This is a genomic window from Sphingomonas chlorellae, assembly GCF_056485145.1.
Genome location: NZ_JBQXXM010000001.1, coordinates 1,328,207 through 1,350,486, shown reverse-complemented (window position 1 = coordinate 1,350,486; position 22,280 = coordinate 1,328,207). Strand labels below are relative to the sequence as shown.

Genomic DNA, 22,280 nt, shown 5'->3' with positions numbered 1-22,280 from the left:
CCGCCCAACACCTTGCCTGAAGAATGTAAGTGCCGCGTTAATCGAAGCTATTTCCACTATTTGAGAGGGAATAACCGGGGACCAGCGCGGTCAGGTCGATCGCCAGGATCGGTTCGCCGTCGCGCTCGATGATGCCGCGCCCGGCACGGCGCCACGCATCGTCGAGCACCACGCCGCCGCCCAGCGGGCGCAGCTCGAACGGCGCGACGTCGTCGAGCGCGTCGACGAGCATCGCGTAATGATGCCCCTCGACCTGGGTGATCACCGCCCGGTGCGCCTCGCCCATCGGGGCAAAGCCCAGTGCGGACTGCGTGTCGACCACGGTGACGACCCGGCTGCGCAGCGCCGCCAGCCCGCGCACATGCTGCGACGCGCGCGGCACCGCGGTGACCTCGCCGATATCGACGACCGATTCGACCTGCGCCGATTCGATCGCGACGGTGCGGCCGGCGACCTCGGCGATCAGGAACAGCCCGTCCATCATCGTCCCTGCCCCGTCACGCGCGCTTCCAGCGCGCGCAACAGCCCCGCGCGGTCATAGCGATAGACGCTGTCGTCGTTCGCCCCGGCGGCCGCGCGCGTGCGGCGCAGCCGGACGACGGGCGCCGCCGCCCCGGCCGGGGGTGTCGCGCCTTCCTCGCTCGCCAGCACCACCGCCGCACGTTCACCGGGCGGGAGCTGCGCCGCCACGCGATAGCCCGCGCTTTCGAGCAGCGGGCGCACGAACGAGGTCATCCAGCCATCGGCATCGCCCGCGATCAGGCACAGCGGCGCGTCGTCGGCGGCCTCGCGATCGGCATGTTCGTCGAACACCCACAGCATGTCGAGCAGCTCGATCTGCTCGTCGTCCATCAGGACGACGCCCGCGACCGGCCCCGGCTCGCGCGCCGGCGCCACCGCGTCGGGCAGCACGACGATGTCGTGCGCCTCGGCGATCGCATAGGCGACCTCGCTGGTGTCGTCCTTCAGCCGCAGCAGGTCGATCTGCGTCCGCCCTTCCAGGTCGCCCTGCGCCGCCAGCGGCAGCAGCCGCCCCTCGATCGCGACGCGGAACCGCCCGGCGGCAAAGCGCACCGCGCTTCCCGGCACCTGCTCCACACGGTCGACGACGCTCAGCGGCACTGCGCGCCGCACGCCGTCGAGATCGCGGAACAGCAGCGCGGGGATCCCCGGCGGCGGCGCTTCCTCGGCCTCGTCCTCGAACGCTTCCTCGACGTCGCGGGTAAAGACCAGCCCCGCCTGGCGCGCCACGCCCGCACAGTCGAGCATCAGCATCGGCAACCCGCTGTCGGGCAGCGTCTGCCCCGCATAGATGCCCGTGCTCATCACCGCGGGCGACGCGGGCTTGACCACCAGTTCCTCATTGTCGAGCACGGTGTCGACCGCCAGCGCATAGCTGCCGTCGCTCACGCTCACGATCGCGAGCAGTTGCGGCCCGTCATTCGCCGCGCGCCGCACGCGCAGCAGCCCGCCCAGATCGACCAGCGGCATCCGCCGGTCGCGCACCGTCGCCACCGGCGTCGCGCCGAGCATGTCGATGCGGATCGCGTCGCTGCGGTCGGTGACGATCTCCTCGATCGCCTGGCGCGGGATGGCAAAGCGCTGGCCGCCCACCCCGACGATAATCGCCGAGATGATCGAAAGCGTCAGCGGCACATGGATGGCGATGCGCAACCCGCGGCCCGGTGCGTTGTCGAGTTCGATCCGCCCGCCGATCTGTTCGATGGCGGCGCGCACCACGTCCATGCCGACGCCGCGCCCCGAAATCTGGCTCACCTCGTCCTTGGTGGTCAGCCCCGGCTCGAAGATCAGGTCGAGCCGCGCGCGCGGCGAGAGCGCCCGCAACTGCGCCTCGTCACGTCCGGCCTCGACCAGCTTGCGGACCAGCTTCTCGGAATCGATTCCCCGCCCGTCATCGGCGATCTCGATCACGATCTGATTGCCCGACTGGCGTGCAGCGACGCTCAGCCGGCCGCTCTCGCGCTTGCCCGCCGCACGCCGCTCGGCCGGTGCCTCGATGCCGTGGTCGATCGCGTTGCGGACGATGTGGACCAGCGGATCGCGCATGATCTCGATCATCTCGCGGTCCAGTTCGACATCGGCGCCGTCGACGTGCAGCGCCACCGATTTGCCCAGCCCGTTCGCGGTGTCCCGCACCATCCGCGGCAGTGCCGAAAACAGCGCGTCGATCTTCTGCATCCGCGTCCGCGTCACCGTGTCGCGCATCTCGCTGACCGTCAGCGACAATCGTTCCAGCGCCGCCTCGATCGCCGGATCGACCTCCCCTTGGCGCAGTCGCCGCGCCAGTTCGTTGCGCGCCAGCACCATGTCGGACATGCCCAGCATCATCCGGTCGAGCAGCTCGACGTTCAGCCGCACGCTGCGCGTCGGCGCGCGGGGCGCGCTTCCGGGCGCGGCCTGCATCACCTGCTCGGCGCCCTCCGCCAGCGCGGCGATCAGCAGTTCGTCGCCGCTCGCGTCGAGCGCGGTTCCCGATTCGATGGCCTCGACCAGTTCGCCGATGCGGTCGACCACCGCGAGCACGGCATTCACCAGCGCCCGGTCCGGTACGCGCTCGCCCGCGCGCACCTGCGCCAGCACGTCCTCGGCGGCGTGGCTCAGCCGGCCCAGCCGCGGCAGTTCCAGAAAGCCGCAGCTTCCCTTCACGGTATGGACGAAGCGGAAAATGGCATCCAGCCGCGCGCGATCGCCGGGGTGAGCTTCCCATGCGACGATCTCGCCCGAAAGCGCCTCCAGCGTTTCGCGCGTCTCGGCGATGAATTCCTGAATCAGGTCGTCCATGGTGCCCCGAGCAGAATTGCCGGAGCCTTGTGCCGCACGGAAGTTAAGAGGCGGTTAGTCAACCACCCGCCATCCCCCGCTTTTCCCGTCCGATTTCGGCTGTGCGATCAGGCGACGCTGAAGCTCGCGCCGAACAGCAGCACTTCCGAATCGGGCGGCGAAATCTGGAGCGTCCCGCCGCCCTGCGTCACCAGCGCATGCGCCAGATAGGCAGCGGCGGCGCGCGGCGTGATCGGCATGTCGTCGCTCCCGCCCGAAAGCGCGGCGCGCAGCTCGGGGTCCAGGATGATGCGCGGCCCGTCGGCGCGCACGACGATCTCGATCTGCCCCTCGACGATCTCGGCGCCGATATCGAGCTGGCCGCCGCGGATCAGCGCATCGCCGCCGATCAGCGCCAGGTTGAGCAGCACCTTGATCGCCTGCTTGGGGAGCACCGGCTCCTCGACCATCCAGCCGATCTTGACGCGGTGATTGTCGCCGAACAGCCCCTCGATCGCCGCCTGCGCCTCGCGCGTGTCGACCGTCTCGCCAAAGCCGCCCGCCGCGCCGAAGGCCAGGCGAAAGAATTTCAGCTTGTTGGCCGAAGCCCGCGCGCTTTCGCTCAGCAGTTCCAGGCAGCGCGCGCGCATTTCCGGATCATGTTCGTCGGCGAGCAGCTCAAGGCCGTTGTTGAGCGCACCGACGGGGCTCAACAGATCGTGGCAGAGCCGCGAACACAACAGGCTGGCGAAATCGGTCGGGCTGATATTCAAGGGTTGTGGCTCCAACTTGCCGCCCCTCTTTGGCCCAGTCGCCCCGTCATCGCAAGCCGGGGCGGGTGCAGGCACGGCCGGCGGGCCGATGCGACGCCCGCCGGTCGTGCCGCCGGCGTCAGACTGCGCGCCGACCGGTGAAGAGCTGGATCAGCCCGACGATGATCGCGATCACGAGCAGGATGTGGATCAGCCCGCTCGCGACGTGAAAGGCAAAGAAACCGAGCAGCCAGAGAACGAGGAGGATCAGTGCGATGGTCCAGAGCATGGGCATCCCTTCCGTAACAAATGATTGCCCGTGCCAACGAGGGGACGCGCCGAACGTTCCGCCGCCCGCCCCCGCGGTCGCTCAGCGCGCGGCGCGCACCTCGTCCCATGCCACCGGATCGAACCGTCCCTCGACGGCCCCCGCCGCGACCGCGCGCCACAGCCCGATCGCCGCGCCGCCGACGATCAGCCACAGCCGTCCGTCGGGATCGGCCATCGCCGCATCGGTCGCCGACGGGCGCGGGTCGCCGCTCGGGTGCGAATGCCAGTATCCGATCAGCGCCGGCCCGCCCGCCCGCGCGCTTCGCTGCGCTGCAAAGATCGCGGCGGGATCGATCTCGAAACGGCGCAGCGGGTCGTGGGCGCAGTTCGCCGTCTCGGATGCCGTCAGGATCGCGCAATCGCGGCCCAGCAACAGCCCGCACGCCTCGCGCGGCGCGGCCGCGTGGGCGCGCGCGCGGATGAATGACAACGCTTCACTTGCAATTGTGCACCGCATCCCCATTTCGTTAACAGAATGACCAGGGGGGTTGCCATCATTGATGCGTGCATCGCGCCGGGCGCCGACGGTTGGCGGCTCGATCGCGCGCTTGCCGACGCGGTGCCGACGCTGTCGCGCGAGCGGCTGAAGGCGCTGATCGCATCGGGTGCGGTCAGCGCGCCCGACGGCACGCTGGTGCGCGATCCCGCGCGCAAGGCGCCCGCGGGGGCACAGTTCCGCATCGCGGTGCCCGAGCCCGAGCCTGCGCACAACATCGCCCAGGAAATCCCGCTCAACGTCGTGTTCGAGGACGAGCATCTGATCGTGCTCGACAAGCCTGCGGGGCTCGTCGTCCATCCGGCGGCGGGCAATCTCGACGGCACGCTCGTCAACGCGCTGCTCCACCATTGCGCGGGGCAGCTTTCGGGGATCGGCGGCGTCGCCCGGCCGGGGATCGTCCACCGGATCGACAAGGACACCTCCGGCCTCATAGTCGCGGCCAAGACCGATCGCGCGCATGAGGGGCTCGCCCGCCAGTTCAAGGTGCACAGCATCGAACGCCGCTACAAGGCGATCGTCGCCGGGCGGATGAAGACGGGCGCGGGCACCGTCGACGCGCCGCTTGCGCGTTCGCCGGCGAACCGCAAGAAGATGGCGATCGTCGGCGGCGCGGCGGGAAAGCGCGCGGTGACGCACTGGCGCCTGCTGACGCCGCTGCGCGCCGCCGCGCTCGTCGAATGCCGGCTGGAAACCGGGCGCACGCATCAGGTGCGCGTCCACATGACCTCGCTCGGCCATCCGCTGCTCGGCGATCCGGTGTACGGAAGTACGCGTGGCGAACACCGCGAACTTCTGGCAACGCTGGGTTTCCGGCGGCAGGCATTGCACGCCGCGCATTTGGGGTTCATCCACCCCATCAAAAGCAACGCCCTGGCGTTCGACAGCGAAATGCCTGCAGATATGCAGGAACTGTTCAACAAGCTTGTCGTATGAAAAGACGAACCACTGCCGAACGCGAATCCGCGACGGCGCAAAGGGAGAAGTGATCATGGCTGGCGGAAGCAACGTCCCTGCGACGATCCCCGCTCTCGGCGGCGAGGCGAGCCTCAACCGCTATCTGGCCGAGATCAAGAAGTTTCCGATCCTGAGCCCCGAGCAGGAATATATGCTCGCCAAGCGGTTTCAGGAACATGGCGATCCCGATGCGGCGGCGCAGCTTGTCACGTCGCACCTGCGGCTCGTCGCCAAGATCGCGATGGGCTATCGCGGCTATGGCCTGCCCGTGTCGGAACTGATCTCGGAAGGCAATATCGGCCTGATGCAGGGCGTGAAGAAGTTCGAGCCCGATCGGGGTTTCCGCCTCGCGACCTACGCGATGTGGTGGATTCGCGCGTCGATCCAGGAATTCATCCTGCGCTCGTGGAGCCTCGTGAAGATGGGCACCACCGCGGCCCAGAAGAAGCTGTTCTTCAACCTGCGGCGGATGAAGGCCAAGCTCGACGCGTTCGACGACGGCGATCTCAGCCCCGAACATGTCGCCAAGATCGCGACCGACCTCGGCGTGACCGAGGACGAGGTGACTTCGATGAACCGTCGCATGGCGATGGGCGGCGACACCTCGCTCAACGTCTCGATGCGCGAGGATGGCGAGGGCCAGTGGCAGGACTGGCTCGCCGATGAGGATCCGCTCCAGGACGAACGCGTCGCCGAGGCGCAGGAGGCCGATGTCCGCCACGAGATGCTCGTCGAGGCGATGGCGGACCTCAACGAGCGCGAGCGGCACATCCTCACCGAACGCCGCCTCACCGACGATCCCAAGACGCTCGAAGAGCTGAGCCAGGTTTACGGCGTCAGCCGCGAGCGCGTCCGCCAGATCGAGGTGCGCGCCTTCGAAAAGCTGCAAAAGGCGATGATGCGCATCGCGGGCGAAAAGCGCCTGCTCGCCGCGCACTGATCGCGCGTCGTCGCCCGCCGCGCCGGCCGGCTCACCCGGCGCCGGCCCGGCGGGCAGGCGCCGCTTGCGCACAAACCGCCTTCCGCTTTGCCGGCCATGATGGCAGACGGTCGGTCATCCGCTGATCCGAATCCCGATGTCCGACACACCCTCGCCTTCTCCTCGCAAGCGCAGTTCCCGCTCCTGGCCCCGTCGCCTGGCGATGCTGGCGGTCAAGGCGGTGCTGCTGTTCGTCGGCGGGTCGCTGCTCTGGGTGCTCGCGCTGCGTTTCGTGCCGCCGCCGATCACGCTGACGATGATCGGCGACATCGTCGAAGGCCATGGCGTCTCCAAATCCTGGATGTCGCTCGACCGGATCGACCCCAGCATGGCGCGTGCGGTGATCGCGGCCGAGGATGCGCGCTTCTGCCTCCACGACGGCTTCGACTTCAAGGCGATGGAGGCGGCGTATCGCCGCAACCAGCAGGGCGGCCATATCCGCGGCGGCTCCACGATCAGCCAGCAGACCGCGAAGAACGTGTTTCTCTGGCAAGGCGGCGGCTATTTCCGCAAGGGCCTCGAAGCATGGTTCACGCTGCTCATCGAGCATCTGTGGGGCAAGCGGCGGATCATGGAGGTCTATCTCAACGTCGCCGAAACCGGCATCGGCACCTATGGCGTCAACGCCGGCGCGATGCGCTATTTCAAGCATGACGCCTCGCGCCTCAGCGACCGCGAGGCCTCGCTGATCGCCGCGGTGCTGCCCTTGCCCAAGAAGCGCGCCGCGATCGATCCGCGCGGCTTCACGCGGCGCTACGGCAACCGCATCGACGCGCGGATCGGCATCGTCGCGCGCAGCGGGCTCGATCGCTGCCTGCGCTGATCGTCGCGGCGCGTCGGCGTTATTTCGGCCGCGTCGTGTCGCGCGCGGCGTCCCCGACATCCTTGGCGGCATCGCGCACGCCGTCGGCGGCGGCGGTAACCGCGTCGGTCCGCGCCTTTTCGCGCGCATTCTGGCTGATGAAATAGATCGCCGCGACGACGGCCAGGATCAGCAGCGCCACGGCGGCGATCATCCCGCCCCCGCCGCTGCGCCGTTCGATGATCGTGGTCGTATGGCCGGCGTCGCGCGCATCGGCGCGTTCGCGCGTCTCGATGACGGGGTCGCTCATTTCCGCATCTCCTCTCTCGGTGGTGCGGTCACCAACCGAAGAGCGGGCGCGCGGGTTCCGCCCCCGCGCGCGGGCGGGGGCGTCGTTCGGGTCGCGTGCCGGTCAGAAGGGCAGCTTGAACCCCGGCGGCAGCGGCAGGCTGCTGCTCATCTTGGCCATCTCGGCCTGCGCGGCGGCATCCGCCTTGACGCGCGCGTCGTTGAACGCCGCGGCGACCAGATCCTCCAGCACCGCCTTTTCGGCGGGCTGCATCAGCGAATCGTCGATCGCGACGCCGATGATGCGGCCCTTGGCCGATGCGCGGACCTTCACCAGCCCGCCGCCCGCTGCGCCCTCGACCTCGATCGTGTCGAGATTTTCCTGCGCGCGGCTCAGTTCGGCCTGGACGTTCTGCGCCATGGCCATGATCTCTTCAAGGCTCTTCATCCCCTGTTGCTCCTGGTCTTGCTCCAGCCGATCAGTTCGGCTTCGGGAAAGGCTTGCATCGCTGCCGCCACGATCGGCGATTGCAGCACGGCTTCGCGTTCGGCGGCCTCCTGGGCCGCCTGTTCCTCGCGCAGCGTCATCGCGGTGGCCCCTTCGACGACGCGGATGCGCCAGTTGGTGCCGGTGATCTCGCGCAACGCCGCGGCAAGGTCGCGGACAAAGTCATAGGGTAACGGCCGCGCCTCGCCAAATTCCAGCTCGCACTCGCCGAAGCGCACCGGGCGCAGATAATCGCGCACCTGCTGCGCGAGCTGGAACCGGCGATTGGCCTCCAGCCATGCCGCCAGCTCGGCCATGTCGGCAAAGGCGCGCACGGGCTCGGGTTCGGCCTCGGCCTCGACTTCGGCTTCGACGGCACCGTCGGTCTCGCCTTCCGCCTCGGCGGTGGACGAATCGCCGCCGCCCGCGACTGCCGGTGCGGCGCTCACCGCGGGGGGGGCGGCGTTGGGCACGCTCGTCGATGCCGCGACGGCCGGCGCCGCCGCTGCCGTCACCGGCCCGCCTGCTGCCAGCTGGCGCGCGAGCTCACCCGGATCGGGAAGCTGCGAGGCATGGATGACGCGCAGCAGCGCCATCTCGCACGCCTCGATCGGCAGCGCGGCCTTCGCCACCTCGTCATGCCCGCGCAACAGCAATTGCCACAGCCGGTGGAGCACCGGGAACGACAGTTGCGCCGCCCATTGCTCCAGCGCCTCGCGCTCCTCGGCCGCCTGGCCGGGGTCGGCGGCGGTGCCCAGCTTGGTCAGCGTGATCCCGTGCACCGTCTCCAGCAGCGTGCGCAGCACCGCCTGCGGGTCGACGCCCAGGTCATATTGCGCGCGCAGCCCGGCCAGCGCGCCCTTGCCGTCGCCGCCCAGCAACAGCCCGAACAGCGTGCGGATCGCGCCGCGGTCGGAAAGCCCGAGCATGTGCCGCACCGCGTCGGCGCGCACGCCGCCGCCTTCCAGCCCGGCATGGGCGATCGCCTGGTCGAGGATCGACAGCCCGTCGCGCGCCGACCCTTCGGCCGCACGCGCCACCAGCGCCAGCGCCTCGGGCTCGGCCTCGACATGCTCGGCCTCGCACACATGCGCGAAATGCGCGGCGAGCAGGTCGGCAGGGATGCGCCGCAGGTCGAATCGCTGGCACCGCGACAGCACCGTCACCGGCACCTTGTTCACCTCGGTCGTGGCGAACAGGAACTTCACATGGCCCGGCGGCTCCTCCAGCGTCTTGAGCAGCCCGTTGAAGGCCGCCTTGGACAGCATGTGGACTTCGTCGATGATATAGATCTTGAAGCGCGCCGACACCGCGGCATAGCGCGCCGCCTCGATGATCTCGCGGATGTCGTCGATGCCGGTATGGCTTGCCGCGTCCATCTCGATCACGTCGATATGGCGCCCCTCGGCGATCGCGCGGCACGGCTCGCACACGCCGCAGGGGTCGATCGTCGGCCCGCCCTGCCCGTCGGGGCCGATGCAGTTGAGCGCCTTGGCGATCAGCCGCGCGGTCGAGGTCTTGCCCACCCCGCGCACGCCGGTCAGCAGAAAGGCGTGCGCCAGCCGCCCGCGCTTGATGGCGTTGCCCAGCGTCTGGACCATCGCGTCCTGCCCGATCAGCGCGCTGAACGTCTGCGGGCGATATTTGCGCGCCAGCACGCGATAGGCTTCGGCGTGCGGCTGCGGCGGTTCGTCAAGGCCAAGCATGGAATCGGACATTGTGCCCCTATCTAGGGCCAGCTTCGCGCTTTGTCGAAGCCGCAGGCGCGGGCATCCGCACGCGCGGCGGCGGCACCCGGATCGCGCGGCGCCCCGCCCCGCTCGCCAGCGCGCGCGCGAACAGCAGCATCCCCCACGCCATCACCGCCGCCGACACGCCCGCCTGCGCCCATCCGCCCACCGCGCTCGCCGTCGCGAAATTGTACAGCGTGTGCCACAGCGCCACCGCCAGCACCGCGCCGTGCGCGCCCGCCGCGACGCGCGCCAGCACGAACGCGCCGCACATCAGTCCCAGCCCGAATCCGAACACCAGCCCCGCCGCGCCCATGCCGCGATAGGTCTCGACGATCGCGAACAGCGGCGCGTGCCACCCGGCCCAGATCGCGCCCTGCACCAGCACGCCGCCCACCGCGCCGAACCGCCGCTGGAGCCGCGGCAACAGGAATCCGCGCCAGCCGCCCTCCTCGCCATAGCCGTTGACGATCAGCACCGTCGCGAACAGCAGCCATCCCGGCATCGCCGGCAGCCCGCTGAAGCGCGCAAGCCCCGCCGGGCTTCCCGGCGCCCCCGCGACCGCGCCCAGACCCAGCGCGAGCAGCAACAGCGCGCCCGGCACCAGCGCCAGCGCCCAGCCGCGCGCGCCCAGCCGCCAGCGCCGCAACCGCACGCCCAGGTCGCGCCGCGCGGCGCTGCGTCCCGGCAACAGCCATGTCGTCAGCACTGCGGCGAGCAACGGCGCGAGCAGACCGGGGAAATGCGTCGGCAGGGTTCCCGCGCGCACCACGACGCCCGCCCGCCACAACGGCAGCCAGCACGCCCAGGCGATCGCATAGGCAAGCCCGCAAAAGACAAGGATCTCGGCGCCCTCGCGCCGCAACAGCGCCGCGCGCCGCGCCCGCTCGGGGATCGCCGCGCTCATGCCGCCGCCCTCGCGCAAAAATCCCCCGCGCAGCATCTGCACGAGGGTTCGGGGCGATCGGCCCGGCATCGGCGCATTGCGCCGGCAAACTGGTTGGGGTGGGAGCCGGAACGACCCGCTACGAAATCGTTACGGCTGCTTCCTTCCGGATCTGACCGGGTTGGCGACGGTACCGTCCGCCCGACTCCCGCGGCGCATATGGTCGATGCCGCCGCCCGACGCAAGGGGGTGTCGCCCGCCATCGCCCTTCCCCCACCGGCCGGCGTTCGCCTCAGTCGCCCGCCGCCGCGGCCGCCCGCGCATGGCGTTCGGCCAGCACGTCCTCGGCACGGTCGCCGGTGCGGCGGAGCGCCTCCAGCTCGGCCTCGCTCTTGGTCTCGATCCCCATCACCTCGTCGCGCGCGCCCTGCATCGCGTGAATCAGCTCGTCGATCTTGAGGTGGAGCGCCGCTTCGTGCCGCTTCTGCTGGTTGAGCACCATCTGCGTGAGCGTGATCGCCAGCACCGAAAGCACCAGCGTCAGGATCTCGGTCGCCTGCTTGCCCAGCGGCAGCAGGAACCAGGCGGCGCAAAACAGCACCATGCCGATCTGGGCCAGCGGATGCCCCGCAATGTCCGCGCCCACGTCGGAAACGCGGCAGCCGACGTTGTACAGGCCCTGAAAAAGCGCGGATTTCGTCACGCTGCCCCAACGATCGGCTCCGTCATCGGGTTCCTGCGCGGCGTTGCGATCAGTGTCCGGTCACGCCCCACAGCTTGACGAGCACGCCGATCACCAGGCTCGCGACCGCCAGCACCGCGATCAGCGTGGCAAAGCGCGGTCCGAAACCCGATTGGGGATTTTCGCTGGTATCAAGCTTCATTTTTCCGCCTCCCGCGCCCCTTTGGCCGCAGGCAAGCTAGCATCGTCCCCCGGGGCTGCCGGAATCCGGATTGATACGCAGGCGAAGCGAGTCGGCTCCGCCGCCGCGCCTCACCGCCCCTGCATGTCGCGATGCGCGGGCGGCATCCGCACGGTCAGCCCGTTCAGCGCCTCGCCGAGCACGATCTGGCACGCCAGCCGGCTCGTCCGCGTCGCGCCGATCGCCAGGTCGAGCATGTCCTCCTCTTCCTCGCTCGCCGGGGCCAGCCGCGCAAAGTCCTCGGCGGCGACGATGACGTGGCAGGTCGAACACGCCATCTGCCCTTCGCACGTCCCCTCCAGCGGCTGCCCCGCCTCCTGCGCGACGTCGAGCAGCGTGTCGCCCGCGCGCGCGTCGACTTCCTGCACCGTCTCGCCGTCGGCGCCCACGAAACGCACGCGGATCATGCCCGCAGCCCCTGCGCCCGCGCCGCACTGTCGATTCGACCGATCGCCCCCATCAGTTCCTCCTCGCTCGTATAGCGGCCAAAGCCGATCCGGATGCTCGACCGCGCCTCGGCGTCGGTCAGCCCGATCGCCCGCAGGACGTGGCTCGGCCGCCCCGATCCGCTGGCACAGGCCGATCCCGCCGAAAAGGCGATGTCCCGCAGGTCCGAGATCAGCCGCCCCGCGTCAAGGCCCGCGCGACGGATGTTCAGATTGCCGCGATACCGCGCCTCGGCGCTGCCGTTGAGCACCCATTCGGCCCCCAGCGCAGCGCGCGCCGCGTCGAACAGCCGCGCGACATGCGCCGCGTCCGCCGCCGCGCCCGCGCCGGCCAGCGCCGCCGCCGCGCCGAATCCCGCGCACAATGCGGGCGAAAGCGTTCCCGATCGCCCCGCCGCCTCCTGCATCCCGCCGTGGAGCAGCGGCGCGATCGTCACCCCGTCGCGGATCCACAGCGCGCCGATCCCCTTCGGTCCGTGGATCTTGTGCGCCGACACGGCGACCAGGTCCGCCGTCGCGGGCACCGGCATCCGGCCATAGCCCTGCACCGCGTCGCACAGGAACAGCGCGCCCGCCGCGTGCGCCAGTTCGGCCAGCGCCGCGACCGGCTGGCACACGCCGATCTCGTTGTTGACGCGCATCGCCGCGACCAGCGCCGTGCCCGGCCCGATCGCTGCGCGCGCCGCGTCCAGGTCGACGATCCCGTCGCGCCCGACCGGCAGCACGATACAGCGCCGCCCCGCCGCCGCCATCGCCGCCACGGGATCGAGCACCGCGGCATGTTCGGTCGCCAGCGTCACGATCGCGCCCGGCCCCACGCCCTTGATCGCCCAGTTGAGCGCCTCGGTCGCGCTCGCGGTGAACGTCACCTGCCCGCCGGGCGGCATCAGCGCTGCCACCTGGTCGCGCGCATGCTCCACCGCCGCCCGCGCGCGGCGCCCGGCGGCATGGCTCGAATGCGGGTTGGCGTGCTGGTCGCGCAGCCAGGGCAGCATCGCCTCCAGCGCCTCGGGCGCCAGCGGCGTCGTCGCCTGATAGTCGAGATAGGTCATGCCGCGCGCGCAGCCGCCCCTTGCGCGGTGTCGCGCCACGCCGCGGCGAACCGCGCGACCGCCGCCGCGTCGGTCGTGCGGCCAAAGCTCACGCGCACCACCTCGCGCAGCGCGGGTGCCTCCCACCCCATCGCCGACAGCACATGACTCGGCCGCATCGACCCCGACGAACACGCGCTTCCCGCCGACACCGCGATGCCCGCCAGGTCGAACCGGATCAGCTGCGCCGCCGCGGTGACGCCGGGCATGCGATAGCTGCCGATCAACGGGCTGCGCGGGCTGTCGCCGCCCACCACCTCGCCGCCCGCCGCGACGATCTCCGCCTCCAGCGCGGCCCGCAGCGCGGCATAGGGGGCCAGCGGCTCGGGCACCGCCAGCGCGGCGGCAAAGCCCAGTGCGCCCGGCAGGTTCTCGGTCCCCGCGCGATAGCCCTTTTCCTGCCCGCCCATCGGCGCCAGCGCGGCAAAGTCGCGGATCATCAGCGCGCCCACGCCCGGCGGCCCGCCGCGCTTGTGCGCCGACACCGCGACCAGGTCGGCATGGCGCAGCACCGCCTCGTCGGCGCGCGCGGGCATCTGCGCCGCATCGACGAGCAACAGCCCGCCCGCCGCGTGGATGCGCTCGGCGATCGTCGCGACGGGCTGGCGCACGCCCGTCTCGCTGTTGGCCCATTGCACGCACAGCAGCACGCGCTCGCCCGCGGCCGCCGCCTCGGCCAGCGCGGCGTCGATCGCGTCGGCGCGCACGATCCCGCCCGCGTCGACGGGCAGCACGCGCGCGCCCTCGCCATGGCGCAGCACCGCGTCATGCTCGACCGCGGTGATGATCCGCCGCGCGGCCATCCCGCGCGACAGCGCCAGAAACAGCGATTCGCTCGCGCCGCTCGTGAACACCAGCTCGTGCGCCCAGCCATAGGCGGCCGCCACCTCGGCGCGCGCACGCTCCAGCGCCGCGCGCGCCGCACGACCGTCGGCATGCGGCGACGACGGGTTCGCCCAGTGGCGCATTCCCGCCTCCACCGCGGCGATCGCCTCGGGCAGCATCGGGGTGGTGGCGGCGTGATCGAGATAGAGGCGGTCGGACAAGCGTTTCGTTCCAATTGCGCAAGACGGGGCGGCACCTATATAGCGCCAAGATTCCTGCGCTGCACCGCGCTTACCCATTTCAGCGAGTACGAACTTGCCCGAAGTCATCTTTCCCGGCCCGGAAGGGCGCCTCGAAGGCCGTTTCGCTCCTGCGCCCAAGCCGCGCGCACCCGTGGCGATGATCCTCCACCCGCATCCGCATGCGGGCGGCACGATGAACAACCGCATCGTCCAGGAGCTCTACAAGACGTTCCAGCGTCGCGGCTTCGCCACGCTGCGCTTCAACTTCCGCGGCGTGGGCAAGAGCCAGGGCACCTTCGACAACGGCATCGGCGAGCTGTCCGACGCCGCCGCCGCGCTCGACTGGGTGCAGAGCTTCCATCCCGAAGCCTCGACCACCTGGATCGCGGGCGTCAGCTTCGGCGCGTGGATCGGCATGCAGTTGCTGATGCGCCGTCCGGAAATCCGCGGCTTCATCTCGGTCGCGCCGCCGGCGAACATGTACGACTTCACCTTCCTCGCGCCCTGCCCCTCGTCGGGCATCATCGTCCAGGGCGACTCGGACGAGGTGGTGACGCCGGGCGCCGTGCAGAAGCTCGTCGACAAGCTGCGCACGCAAAAGCACATCACGATCCATCACGACGTGATCCCGGGCGCCAACCATTTCTTCCAGGACGAAATGGACCTGCTGATGGGCTCGGTCGACCGCTATCTCGACATGCGGCTCGATCCCAACTGCCCGATCCGCTGATCGCGGGACTGCGGCGGCCGGGCACCTGCGCCCGCGCCGCCGCCCGCGACGGCCCGGTTCAGTTCGCTGCGGCGACCAGCTTCGCCGCGCCGCCCGCCTTGGCGGCGGCACCGGCCTCGACCGCGCTGCGATAGGCCTCCTGATATTCGACGCTCCAATAGAGCAGCGAATCGAGCGGAATCAGTTCGCCCGACACGGCGCAGCGCACGTGCGTGCCGGCGCGCAGCACCTCGAAATCGGGGGTGTCGTAACGAATCTGGGCGATCATCGGGGGTGTAGCCATCGCCCCCATATGGGCTTCCCGGTCAGATCGTCCAGATCAGGACGTTCATCAGCACCACCGCGGCGCACGCGATCATCAACAGCCCGCGCGTCCGGTCGCCGCGCGCCCAGGTCCGCACGCCGCCCCAGCCGAGCGCGCCGACCGCCAGCACCGCGATCGTCAGCATCAGGTCGTTGAGCTGCGCGCCCGCGATCATTCGGCGCCTCCGATCCCGAATCCCAGCACCAGCCCCGCCGCCACGAGTCCCCCGATCAGCGCGATCATCCGCGGATCGCGGCGATAGACGAGCAGCGCCACGCCGAACAACAGATAGCCGAGCGCGCGCACGCCCAGGCTGAACAGCGTCGCGATCGCCGCCCCCGACCGGCCGCTCATGCCGCCGCCTCGGTCAGCACCGCGGCATAATCGCGCGCGTCGACATTGCCGCCCGACAACAGCACCAGCGTCCCCGGCTGCGGCGCGACCCGACCGGAAAGCAGCGCCGCCAGCGCCACCGCGCCGCCCGGCTCGACGATGACGTGCAGCCGCGCCGCCGCCCAGCGCTGCGCCGCGCGGATCTCGGCCTCGCTCACCGCCACGCCCTCGGCCCCGCGCGACGCCAGCACCTCGAACGTCAGCGGCGAGACGCACGGCGTCTGCAACGCGTCGCACGCGGTCGGCGGCGGGTTGCTCCCCACCGGCTCGATCCATCCGGCCGCCAGGCTGCGGCGCATGTCGTCCCACCCCTCGGGCTCGACGGTGACGATCTCGGCCTCGGGCAGCGCAAGCGCGATTCCCGCCGCCAGCCCGCCGCCGCCGCACGGCACGATCGCGCGCACCGGATCGGGCAGCGCCCCCTCGACGATCTGCGACAGCGCCTCGATGCCCGCGCTCCCCTGCCCCTCGATCACCCACGGGTCGTCGAAGCTCGGCACCAGCACCGCGCCGCGCGCATGCGCCAGGTGCGCGGCGATCTTCTCGCGGCTTTCGCGCGCGCGGTCGTACCGGACGACCTCGGCGCCCAGCGCCAGCGTCGCCTCCAGCTTGGCGCGCGGGGCGTCTTCGGGCATCACGATCACCGCTGGCATCCCCAGCCGCCGCGCCGCCCAGGCGACGCCCTGCGCATGGTTGCCCGATGAAAAGGCGACGACGCCGCGCGCGCGCATCGCCGGGTCGATCGCGGTCAGCCGGTGCCACGCACCGCGGATCTTGAACGCGCCGATCGGCTGCAGCGCCTCGACCTTGAAACACACCTCCACGCCGCGGATTTCCGCGGTCATCAGCGGCGTGCGCGGCAGGATCGCGGCCACCTTGGCGGCGGCGTCGCGCACCCCTGCGCGGGTCGGCTGTCGCAAAATCGTCACGTATTTCCCCTCGCCGTCGATTTCCCGGACTCGAATCACTTTACAGCCGGACTCTCGGACCTTAAATGCGCCCTTCCGCTGCCCCATGGGACTTCCAACCGCAAGGCAGCTTTTGTCACCGTATGCCGCAAGGCAATTGGAGGTCCCTTGAGTTGCACAAGCATCATTGCGCGCTGGGGCTAGCTGCCGCCCTTCGTCCGGTTCAGCCGGTCACGCTCACTCGTCCGCACGCCGCTGCCCGTGCCGCCCGCTTCTTTGTCGAGAAGTTTCCGGGCAAGGCCATGTACGCGGTCAAGGCGAACCCGTCCCCGACGCTGGTTCGGCTGCTGTGGGAAAGTGGCATTACCCATTTCGACGTCGCCTCGATCGGTGAGGTGCGGCTCGTGGCCGGCGTGGCGCCGGAGGCGACGCTGTGCTTCATGCATCCGGTAAAGGCCGAGGAAGCCATCGCCGAGGCTTATTTCGAGCACGGCGTCCGCGTCTTCAGCCTCGACAGCATGGAAGAGCTGGAAAAGATCGTCCGCGCCACCAAGGGCGCGACCGATCTCACGCTGTGCGTGCGGCTGCGCGTGTCGTCGGATCATTCGAAGCTCAGCCTCGCGTCGAAGTTCGGCGCCGGCCCGGGCGAGTCCAAGGCGCTGCTGATCGCGGCCCGCCAGGCGGCCGATGCGCTGGGCATCTGCTTCCATGTCGGCAGCCAGGCGATGTCGCCCGATGCCTATGCCAATGCGATGGAACGCGTCCGCGCGGCCATTGTCGAGGCGGGCGTCACGGTCGACGTGATCGACGTCGGCGGCGGTTTCCCCTCGTCCTATCCGGGCATGGAGCCGCCCCCGCTCGAGCGCTATTTCGCGACGATCCACCGCGCGTTCGAAAGCCTGCCGGTCTCCTATTCGGCCGAACTCTGGGCCGAACCGGGCCGGGCGCTGTGCGCTGAATACAGCTCGCTCATCGTGCGCGTCGAAAAGCGCCGCGGGGCCGAACTCTATATCAACGACGGTGCCTATGGCGCGCTGTTCGATGCGGCGCATGTCGGCTGGCGCTTCCCCGTCCGCCTGCTTCGCGAACCCGATTCGAATGCCAGGGACATGGCGTTCAGCTTCTACGGTCCGACCTGCGACGATCTCGACCATATGGCAGGGCCGTTCCTGCTCCCGGCCGACATCGCGCCGGGCGACTATATCGAAGTCGGCATGCTCGGCGCCTATGGCTGCGCGATGCGTACCGGGTTCAACGGCTTCGGCGCCGCCGATACGGTGGTGATGGAAGACGAGCCGATGGCCTCGATGTACGTCGATGCGGAGCCCGAGGCGGCATCGAACGTCGTCAAGCTGTAACGCACGCCTGCTCAAACGCAGCCCGGTCGGCGGCATGGACCCGGTCCATTGCCTCCCGGCCGGGCGGCGCGCATTTGCCTTTCCGGGCCGCGACGCTCCGGCGCCACGGTCCGACCCACGGGTTTCCGCGTCCCCTTGAATGACGGCGGTTCTTGTGCAGATGGGACACCCCATGACCGACACCAAAATCAACGACACCCGCAAGGCCGAGCTGCTTTCGAAGCAGGTCAAGCACATCGACATCAAGAGCTTCGACGCGCGCCCGATCGTCGACGCGATGGCCGACATGAGCTTCACCAGCCGCGATCTCGGCCGCGCGACCAAGATCTACAACCAGATGCTCGCCGACAAGGACTGCACCGTGGTCCTGGTGATCGCGGGCTCGACCTCGGCCGGCGGCTGCATGGACCTCTATGCCGAGCTGGTGCGCAACAACATGGTCGACGTCGTCGTCGCCACCGGCGCCACCATCGTCGACATGGATTTCTTCGAGGGGCTGGGCCACAAGCACTATCAGGCGCTCGAGGTTCCCGACGACGACACGCTGCGCTCGCTCTACATCGACCGCATCTACGACACCTATATCGACGAGGAGCAGCTCCAGGACTGCGACTTCACGATCAACAAGATCGCGAATTCGCTCGAGCCCAAGGCCTATTCGAGCCGCGCCTTCATCCGCGAGATGGGCAAGTATCTGTCGGAGCACGGCAAGAAGGAAAACAGCCTCGTCAAGCTCGCCTATGAGCATGACGTGCCGGTCTTCTGCCCGGCGTTCGTCGACAGCTCGGCGGGCTTCGGCCTCGTCAAGCACCAGGTCGACCAGATGAAGGCCGGCAAGCCCTATATGATGATCGACGCGGTCGCGGACTTCCGCGAGCTGACCGAGATCAAGATCAAGGCGGGCACCACCGGCCTGCTGATGATCGGCGGCGGCGTGCCCAAGAACTTCATCCAGGACACCGTCGTCTGCGCCGAGATCCTCGGCCACGAGGATGTCGAGGTTCACAAGTACGCGGTGCAGATCACCGTCGCCGACGTGCGCGACGGCGCCTGCTCGTCCTCGACGCTCCAGGAAGCGGCGAGCTGGGGCAAGGTCAACACCGGCATCGAGCAGATGGTCTTCGCCGAAGCCGGCTCGGTGATGCCGCTGCTCGCCAGCGATGCCTATCACCGCGGCCACTGGAAGGACCGCGCCAAGCGCGCCTGGGCCAAGCTCTTCGCCTGAGCCTTTCCGCATCGGAACAAGACAACGGCCGGGGCGCAATCCCCGGCCGTTGCCACATCCGCCCCCCGCGTCGCCCCGCCGCCCCCATCCCACCCCGACACACCCCACCGTCGCAGCCCATCTCACCCCGACCCACCCCACCGTCGCCCCGGGCTCGACCCGGGGCCCAGCTTCTCTCCCCCCTCCCAATCCCACCAAAACCGCCACCCCCGTCCCGCCCCGACACACCCAACCGTCACCCCGGGCTCGACCCGGGGCCCAGCTTCTCTCCCCCGCCCATCCCACCAAAACCGCCGCAACCCATCCCGCCCCGACACACCCAATCGTCGCCCCGGGCTTGACCCGGGGCCCAGCTTCTTCGCATTCTCCCCGAATGGCGCATGCGGAACCGGGCGGCTGGGTCTACATCATGGCCAACCGCTATCGCGGCACGATCTATGTCGGCGTCACGGCCGACCTCGCGCAGCGCGTGCACCAGCACCGCTCCGGCCAGGGCTCCGAATTCTGCCGCCGCTACGGCCTCGACCGCCTCGTCTGGGCCGAAGCCGGTCCGTCGATCACCGAATGCATCGCCCATGAAAAGCGCGTCAAACGATGGCGCCGCGAATGGAAGTTCGCGCTGATCGAACGCGCCAACCCCGAATGGCGCGACCTCTCCGCCGACCTGACCTGACCCGCAACAGCGGGACCCCGGGTCAAGCCCGGGGCGACGAACCGACGGGCGACCGCCCCGCCCCGGCCCTCTCATCCAGGCCGCCCCACCGCCAACCCCGCCCGGCCCGAGCTCCACCCACCACGCACCACCAGCCCCCCACCGTCGCCCCGGGCTCGACCCGGGGCCCAGCTCCCTCGACCGCACCGCCAACCCCGCCCCCCCTAAAAAACCCCCGCCGCTTGCCATCCCCCCGCCGATCGGGCAGCGTCGCGCGACCCGCCCGGCCCACGGCGCGGGCGCCGCGCCGGTGCCGTCCCCGCGCCCGGCCCCACCGGGCGAAGAGGAAAGACCCGATGCACCACCCCATTCTCGCCCCCGTCGTCACGCTCGTCGGCTGGACGCTGGTGATGCTGCTCTGGGTGCTTGCGGTCCGCCTCCCAGCGCTCCGCCGCGCCGGGGTCGACCTGTCAAAGGCGCGCGGCGGCCGCCCCGGCCTGCTCGACACGCTGCTCGACGAAAAGGCGCAATGGCCCGCGCACAATTATATGCACCTGGTCGAGCAGCCGACGCTGTTCTACGCCATCGCGGCGGCGCTCGCGCTGCTCGGGGCCGAAGGGCCGGTCGCGGTCGCGCTCGCCTGGGCCTATGTCGGGCTACGCATCGCGCACAGCATCGTGCAGGCGACGGTCAACCGCATCCTCTTCCGCTTCTCGCTGTTCATCGCGTCGAGCCTCGTGCTGATCCTGCTCACGCTCACCGCCGCGCTCGCGCTGTTCCGCGCGGGCTGACGCGCGCGGTTCAGCCGAACAGCCGCGTCAGGCTGCGTTCGAGCATCATCAGCTGCCACAGCGTGCGGCCATGGTCGGCCCGGCCGCTGCGATGCGCCTCGGCGAGCGCACCGATCACCGGCATCTCGAACCATCCGGTCTGCGCCAGCCGCGGCGATTGCGCCAGCGCCGCCGCCGCCCCCGCCAGCGGCCCGCGAAACCATGCGCTGATCGGCGTCACGAACCCCATTTTGGGGCGATAGAGGATCTCGCGCGGCAACCACGGCTCCAGCGCCTTCTTCATCAGCCACTTGCCCTGGCCGCCATGGATGCGCAGCCGCGGCGGCAGCGTCGCGGCGAACTCGACGAGCCGGTGGTCGAGCAACGGCTCGCGCGCCTCCAGCCCCACCGCCATGCTCGTGCGGTCGATCTTGGTCAGGATGTCGCCGGGCAGCCAGTGGCGGATATCGGCATATTGCGCGCGGTCGATCGCGTCGCGCGCCGGCGCCCCGCGCATCGTGTCGATATAGCGCCATTCGGCGAAATGCCCCGCCAGCATGTGCCGCGCCGCGCTGGTATAGAGCGCGGCGCGCGTTTCGGGCGGCGTCACCCCCACCGCCTTGGCATAGGCGGCCTCGTCGCTCTCGGCGAGCGCGAGCAGCGTCGTCCTGGCGCGCAGCGGCCGCGGCGCCCAGTCGGCCTTGGGGTACAGCGCGCCCAGCGTGCCGAACAGCCGCGCGCGCACCCCCGCGGGCAGCGCGCCGCGCACGCGCGCCTCGGCGGCAAAGAAGCGGTGCCGGCGATATCCCGCCATCGCCTCGTCGGCGCCGTCGCCCGACAGCGCGACCGTCACCCCCTCGCGCGCCAGCGCACAGACGCGCAGCGTCGCCAGCGCCGATGCGTCGGCAAAGGGCTCGTCGAACGCCGTCACCAGCGTGTCGATCGCGGCGAAATCGTCCGCCGCCACCGTCCGCGTGCGGTGGTCGGTCGCGAAACGCCGCGCGACCATCGCCGCCCACCGCGTCTCGTCATGGTCGGCCTCGTCGAAACCGATCGTGCAGGTGCGCACCGCCGCGGGCGTCGCCTCGGCCATCAGCGCGACCACGGCGCTGCTGTCGACGCCGCCCGAAAGAAACGCGCCCAGCGGCACGTCGGCGACCATGCGCGATCGCACCGCGGCGCGCATCCGCTCGATCAGCTCGGCTTCCAGGTCGCGGCGGCTGCCCGTCGCGCGGCGGGTAAAGTCCAGGTCCCACCACCGCACCGGCGCGGGCACCGGCCGCCCGCGCTCGATCAGCAGGTAGTGCGCGGCGGGCAGCTTCTGCACGCCCGCGATCAGGCACGCATCGTCGGGGACATAGCCGAGCCCCAGAAAGTCCTCGACCGCGCGGAAATCGGGGATGCGGCGGAACAGCGGGTGCGCCATCAGCCCCTTGAGCTCGGAGGCAAAGGCGATCGCCCCGTCGGCAAGCTGGGTATAATGGAGCGGCTTCACGCCGAAACGGTCGCGCGCGAGGAACAGGCTCGCCCGCGCCGCGTCGTACAGCGCAAAGGCGAACATGCCGTTCAGCCGTTCGAGCATCGCCGGCCCCCAGGCGCGCCAGCCGTGGAGCAGCACCTCGGTGTCGCTGTTGGTGGCAAAGCGCGCGCCCATCGCCTCCAGCTCGGCGCGCACCTCGCGGAAATTATAGATCTCGCCGTTGAACACGGTGACGACGCCGCCGTCGGGAAGCGCCATCGGCTGCGCGCCGCCGTCGAGGTCGATGATCGACAGCCGGCGATGGCCCAGCCCGATGCCGGGGCCGGTCCAGTGCCCCGCCCCGTCGGGACCGCGATGCGCCTGCGCGTCGCACATCACCGCGATCCGCGCGGGATCGACGGGCTTGGGCGTGGCGGGATAGAACAGGCCGGCGATGCCGCACATG

At 70.3% G+C, this 22,280-nt stretch carries 27 protein-coding genes and 1 other RNA gene; 8 read left to right on the top strand and 20 right to left on the bottom strand.

Going from position 1 to position 22,280, the window contains the following annotated elements; all coding sequences use genetic code 11:
• Positions 1-37: 37 nt before the first annotated feature.
• The 5 genes from ACT3CF_RS06255 to ACT3CF_RS06235 all read right to left on the bottom strand — a co-directional run bounded on the left by ACT3CF_RS06255 (position 38) and on the right by ACT3CF_RS06235 (position 4,293).
• The gene (locus ACT3CF_RS06255) at positions 38-481 is read right to left on the bottom strand and encodes a chemotaxis protein CheW (protein ID WP_478421179.1); all 444 of its coding nucleotides are present in this window, start codon (positions 479-481) and stop codon (positions 38-40) included.
• A complete protein-coding gene (locus tag ACT3CF_RS06250) occupies positions 481-2,802 on the bottom strand; it encodes a chemotaxis protein CheA (protein ID WP_478421177.1) in 2,322 nt (773 codons plus the stop codon). Before ACT3CF_RS06250 ends, ACT3CF_RS06255 begins: the two co-directional genes overlap by 1 nt.
• Before the next feature lie 107 nt (positions 2,803-2,909).
• A complete protein-coding gene (locus tag ACT3CF_RS06245; RefSeq protein ID WP_478421175.1) occupies positions 2,910-3,554 on the bottom strand; it encodes a histidine phosphotransferase family protein in 645 nt (214 codons plus the stop codon).
• 118 nt (positions 3,555-3,672) lie between these two features.
• Entirely contained in the window at positions 3,673-3,822 is a 150-nt protein-coding gene (locus tag ACT3CF_RS06240) for a lmo0937 family membrane protein (RefSeq protein ID WP_478421174.1), read from the bottom strand.
• Between the two features lie 81 nt (positions 3,823-3,903).
• A complete protein-coding gene (locus ACT3CF_RS06235) occupies positions 3,904-4,293 on the bottom strand; it encodes a M67 family metallopeptidase (RefSeq protein WP_478421173.1) in 390 nt (129 codons plus the stop codon).
• A gap of 45 nt (positions 4,294-4,338) precedes the next feature.
• On the opposite strand from ACT3CF_RS06235, the gene ACT3CF_RS06230 reads away from it, so the two are divergent.
• From ACT3CF_RS06230 to mtgA, 3 genes are all read left to right on the top strand, one after another.
• Complete coding sequence (locus tag ACT3CF_RS06230; protein WP_478421171.1) at positions 4,339-5,295, top strand: RluA family pseudouridine synthase; 957 nt, start codon at positions 4,339-4,341, stop codon at positions 5,293-5,295.
• Positions 5,296-5,350: 55 nt separating this feature from the next.
• Positions 5,351-6,256, top strand: coding sequence for an RNA polymerase sigma factor RpoH (rpoH, locus tag ACT3CF_RS06225; protein WP_478421170.1), 906 nt, complete (start codon positions 5,351-5,353; stop codon positions 6,254-6,256).
• A 136-nt stretch (positions 6,257-6,392) separates the two neighbouring features.
• A complete protein-coding gene (gene mtgA / locus ACT3CF_RS06220; protein ID WP_478421168.1) occupies positions 6,393-7,118 on the top strand; it encodes a monofunctional biosynthetic peptidoglycan transglycosylase in 726 nt (241 codons plus the stop codon).
• Between the two features lie 19 nt (positions 7,119-7,137).
• Here mtgA and ACT3CF_RS06215 read toward each other — a convergent pair whose 3' ends face one another.
• From ACT3CF_RS06215 to ACT3CF_RS06170, 10 genes are all read right to left on the bottom strand, one after another.
• Complete coding sequence (locus ACT3CF_RS06215; protein WP_478421166.1) at positions 7,138-7,407, bottom strand: hypothetical protein; 270 nt, start codon at positions 7,405-7,407, stop codon at positions 7,138-7,140.
• 102 nt (positions 7,408-7,509) lie between these two features.
• Positions 7,510-7,833: a YbaB/EbfC family nucleoid-associated protein gene (locus tag ACT3CF_RS06210; RefSeq protein ID WP_478421164.1), complete on the bottom strand. Its 324-nt coding sequence runs from the start codon at positions 7,831-7,833 to the stop codon at positions 7,510-7,512.
• A complete protein-coding gene (locus ACT3CF_RS06205; protein ID WP_478421162.1) occupies positions 7,830-9,590 on the bottom strand; it encodes a DNA polymerase III subunit gamma/tau in 1,761 nt (586 codons plus the stop codon). Before ACT3CF_RS06205 ends, ACT3CF_RS06210 begins: the two co-directional genes overlap by 4 nt.
• Before the next feature lie 7 nt (positions 9,591-9,597).
• The gene (locus tag ACT3CF_RS06200) at positions 9,598-10,509 is read right to left on the bottom strand and encodes a lysostaphin resistance A-like protein (RefSeq protein WP_478421160.1); all 912 of its coding nucleotides are present in this window, start codon (positions 10,507-10,509) and stop codon (positions 9,598-9,600) included.
• A 94-nt stretch (positions 10,510-10,603) separates the two neighbouring features.
• Positions 10,604-10,701: signal recognition particle sRNA small type (gene ffs, locus ACT3CF_RS06195), an RNA gene on the bottom strand.
• A gap of 79 nt (positions 10,702-10,780) precedes the next feature.
• Positions 10,781-11,191 (bottom strand): low affinity iron permease family protein, encoded by a 411-nt coding sequence (locus tag ACT3CF_RS06190; protein WP_478421159.1) that lies wholly within the window; start codon positions 11,189-11,191, stop codon positions 10,781-10,783.
• A 49-nt stretch (positions 11,192-11,240) separates the two neighbouring features.
• Complete coding sequence (locus ACT3CF_RS06185; protein WP_478421157.1) at positions 11,241-11,372, bottom strand: hypothetical protein; 132 nt, start codon at positions 11,370-11,372, stop codon at positions 11,241-11,243.
• Between the two features lie 110 nt (positions 11,373-11,482).
• The gene (locus ACT3CF_RS06180) at positions 11,483-11,818 is read right to left on the bottom strand and encodes a 2Fe-2S iron-sulfur cluster-binding protein (RefSeq protein WP_478421156.1); all 336 of its coding nucleotides are present in this window, start codon (positions 11,816-11,818) and stop codon (positions 11,483-11,485) included.
• Positions 11,815-12,909 (bottom strand): cysteine desulfurase family protein, encoded by a 1,095-nt coding sequence (locus tag ACT3CF_RS06175; protein WP_478421154.1) that lies wholly within the window; start codon positions 12,907-12,909, stop codon positions 11,815-11,817. The genes ACT3CF_RS06180 and ACT3CF_RS06175 overlap by 4 nt, the downstream gene beginning before the upstream one ends.
• Positions 12,906-13,994 carry an aminotransferase class V-fold PLP-dependent enzyme gene (locus tag ACT3CF_RS06170; RefSeq protein ID WP_478421152.1) on the bottom strand — a complete coding sequence of 363 codons (1,089 nt, stop codon included), beginning with the start codon at positions 13,992-13,994 and terminating at the stop codon, positions 12,906-12,908. The genes ACT3CF_RS06175 and ACT3CF_RS06170 overlap by 4 nt, the downstream gene beginning before the upstream one ends.
• A 94-nt stretch (positions 13,995-14,088) precedes the next feature.
• Here ACT3CF_RS06170 and ACT3CF_RS06165 point away from each other — a divergent pair, with 94 nt between their 5' ends.
• On the top strand, positions 14,089-14,745 hold the full coding sequence (locus tag ACT3CF_RS06165; RefSeq protein WP_478421150.1) for an alpha/beta hydrolase: 657 nt from the start codon (positions 14,089-14,091) through the stop codon (positions 14,743-14,745).
• 58 nt (positions 14,746-14,803) lie between these two features.
• Here the strand turns inward: ACT3CF_RS06165 and ACT3CF_RS06160 are convergent, their stop codons facing one another.
• Genes ACT3CF_RS06160 through ACT3CF_RS06145 form a run of 4 tightly spaced genes read right to left on the bottom strand, consistent with a single transcriptional unit; the run spans position 14,804 to position 16,371 of the window.
• Positions 14,804-15,013: a DUF2093 domain-containing protein gene (locus ACT3CF_RS06160; RefSeq protein ID WP_478421148.1), complete on the bottom strand. Its 210-nt coding sequence runs from the start codon at positions 15,011-15,013 to the stop codon at positions 14,804-14,806.
• A 37-nt stretch (positions 15,014-15,050) separates the two neighbouring features.
• Positions 15,051-15,224, bottom strand: a complete 174-nt coding sequence (locus ACT3CF_RS06155; RefSeq protein WP_478421146.1) for a hypothetical protein — start codon at positions 15,222-15,224, stop codon at positions 15,051-15,053.
• The gene (locus ACT3CF_RS06150; RefSeq protein WP_478421144.1) at positions 15,221-15,403 is read right to left on the bottom strand and encodes a hypothetical protein; all 183 of its coding nucleotides are present in this window, start codon (positions 15,401-15,403) and stop codon (positions 15,221-15,223) included. Before ACT3CF_RS06150 ends, ACT3CF_RS06155 begins: the two co-directional genes overlap by 4 nt.
• On the bottom strand, positions 15,400-16,371 hold the full coding sequence (locus tag ACT3CF_RS06145) for a threonine ammonia-lyase (RefSeq protein WP_478421143.1): 972 nt from the start codon (positions 16,369-16,371) through the stop codon (positions 15,400-15,402). Before ACT3CF_RS06145 ends, ACT3CF_RS06150 begins: the two co-directional genes overlap by 4 nt.
• Before the next feature lie 152 nt (positions 16,372-16,523).
• On the opposite strand from ACT3CF_RS06145, the gene ACT3CF_RS06140 reads away from it, so the two are divergent.
• From ACT3CF_RS06140 to ACT3CF_RS06125, 4 genes are all read left to right on the top strand, one after another.
• Positions 16,524-17,708 carry a type III PLP-dependent enzyme gene (locus ACT3CF_RS06140; protein ID WP_478421141.1) on the top strand — a complete coding sequence of 395 codons (1,185 nt, stop codon included), beginning with the start codon at positions 16,524-16,526 and terminating at the stop codon, positions 17,706-17,708.
• Between the two features lie 172 nt (positions 17,709-17,880).
• Positions 17,881-18,933: a 1,9-bis(guanidino)-5-aza-nonane synthase gene (locus tag ACT3CF_RS06135; RefSeq protein ID WP_478421139.1), complete on the top strand. Its 1,053-nt coding sequence runs from the start codon at positions 17,881-17,883 to the stop codon at positions 18,931-18,933.
• A gap of 373 nt (positions 18,934-19,306) precedes the next feature.
• Positions 19,307-19,606: a GIY-YIG nuclease family protein gene (locus tag ACT3CF_RS06130; RefSeq protein ID WP_478421138.1), complete on the top strand. Its 300-nt coding sequence runs from the start codon at positions 19,307-19,309 to the stop codon at positions 19,604-19,606.
• 335 nt (positions 19,607-19,941) lie between these two features.
• Positions 19,942-20,376 (top strand): MAPEG family protein, encoded by a 435-nt coding sequence (locus ACT3CF_RS06125; protein WP_478421136.1) that lies wholly within the window; start codon positions 19,942-19,944, stop codon positions 20,374-20,376.
• 10 nt (positions 20,377-20,386) lie between these two features.
• On the opposite strand, the gene ACT3CF_RS06120 is transcribed toward ACT3CF_RS06125, so the two are convergent.
• Positions 20,387-22,279 (bottom strand): XrtA/PEP-CTERM system amidotransferase, encoded by a 1,893-nt coding sequence (locus ACT3CF_RS06120; RefSeq protein WP_478421134.1) that lies wholly within the window; start codon positions 22,277-22,279, stop codon positions 20,387-20,389.
• Position 22,280 lies beyond the last annotated feature (1 nt).